The 1936-nt window shown below is 69.6% G+C and carries 1 pseudogene; it reads left to right on the forward strand.

Features of this window, described 5'->3' with window-relative positions:
• Positions 1-740 precede the first annotated feature (740 nt).
• Positions 741-1936: pseudogene (locus NBW84_RS07665) on the forward strand (hypothetical protein); the annotation flags it as partial.

The raw sequence follows: 1936 nt of genomic DNA on the forward strand, positions 1-1936 counted from the left end.
TATCCCGCCACCCGTGATCCGGCCTTCACGATCCCCCACCGCCCCATGAGCCGGCCGCCTCACACAATCCAGAAGCCCACTGCCCCACGCTCCTGCCGCTCCCCTACAACCCGCCTTGACCTGTAGGTGGAAACCGCCACCAGGACAACGGTTTCTACCTACGGACGGGGAAGCCGTAGGTAGAAACCGTCGCGCCAGCGACCGGAACCACCTACGCGTCCGGCCGGAAAGGCCCCCGCGGACAGCGGACGCCGCCGGGAGCCGGCGCCTGTCGCCCCTGTAAGCCGCCTGCCGGTCACGGCCGGCGGGCGGCACGGAGCCGGGTGCCGCGGCCCCGCCAGTCATGTGCCGGCCCGCGTGGCCTCCTCGCGCTGTTCTCCTTACCCTGCCGGCCCTTCTCCTGCGCCGGCCCTTCTCCTGCGCCGGCCCCTCCCCTGCGTAGCCTTCTCCCCCGTGCCGGCCCGCCTCCATACCGCCGGAAGGTCGGCACAGGACCAGGGTCGTCTGTCGTCCTTCACCCGTCGTCCGTCAGGCACATGTGTGGGGACGGATATCTCGCTGACGGAACCGGCTGGCCGCCTACCGGGGTGGCCAGGGGCGGCCCGGTGGCGAGGAACCGTCACGCAGCCGATACATTCGCCTGCTCCGCACCGCTGGGGACCGGGCAGCGACGCCACGGTGGCATGCGCCCGGTCCCCAGCGGTGCGGAACAGGTGGGGTCGAACGAACGGGGAACGCAGGTGCACCTTGTGCTGATCGAGACGTCCGGGAACCAGCCGTTCATCTTTGGCACGAACAAGCAACGCGAGAACATCGGCGCGTCCGAACTGACAACAATGATCAGACGCTGGGCGAAAAAAGCGATCGAGACGATCGGCCAGGCGGAGAAGCAGGCGGTCTCGACGACGGCGGAGCCGATTCTCGAGGTGATGGCGGCGTCCGGCAAGGTCGTCCTGCTGGTGACCGAGGCCGACGACGACGCGAGCGAGCACACCGCCCGCGGGCTGATCACCGAGGTGACCCTGCGGGCGGCACTGCGAGCGCCCGGCCTGGCCGTCGACGGGGCGTTCGTCTCCGTCAGCCGCGGTGACCTCGACGACGATGCGAAACAGCAGGAGCTGCTGCGCCGCGTCCACGCGGCCCTCGGTGGCTACACGGCGACCCGGCCCGCGGTCGCGACGCGCTTCCCGCAGATACCGTTCGCCGCGATCTGCCGTTACAGCGGGTTACCAGCCACCGTGCCTCTGCCCCCGGCGAGGGGACACGACTCTGAGACATCCGAGAAACCCGCGGAAGAGGCACGGCACGACGCGCGGGAACAGGAGCTGTCGCTGGCCTCCCGGGTCAAGCGCACCTACGCGAAGCCAGCCCGCACCCGGATGCTTCAGGTGCTTCGGGACGGAGGCATCGGGGAGACAGACAGCGAACGCCTGTACCCGGATCCGACCGAGCTGCTGTACCCGGATCTGACCAAGCTGGAGGCCGCGCTCGCGGGCGTCCCGGTCGCGAACGCGGAACAGAAGCGACGAGCCGGCGGACGGGATGCGACGGAGCGCACGAACGCCCGTTCCGGCCCGCTGAGCGCTCAGCCCGGCCGAGACGGTGCCGGGCGTGCTGGGGAGACGAGCTGGGTCGGTGTGGTGCACGCCGACGTCAACGGCATGGGGCGCATCTTCCAGAATCTCAACGACGTGTTGGCCCCCACCTACCAGCCGAATGTGTTCGGGAAGGTGGCGTCCTGGCTGCGTGATCAGGATATCCACGGCACCCGCACGCTTGCCGCCTACGGGGAGGTGAGCGCGGCCCTGGACGAGGTCACGAAGAACGCCTACGTGGAGGCGGCCAAAGAGGTGCTCAGCCAGTTCCAGGACGAAGAACAGTTCAGGGCGCAGGAGGGGCCCCAGGCCGGGAAGGGCGCGAGTACAGCGACGACAGC

The sequence above is a fragment of the Protofrankia sp. CiP1_Cm_nod2 genome (genome assembly GCF_920664355.1).
GTDB lineage: Bacteria > Actinomycetota > Actinomycetes > Frankiales > Frankiaceae > Protofrankia.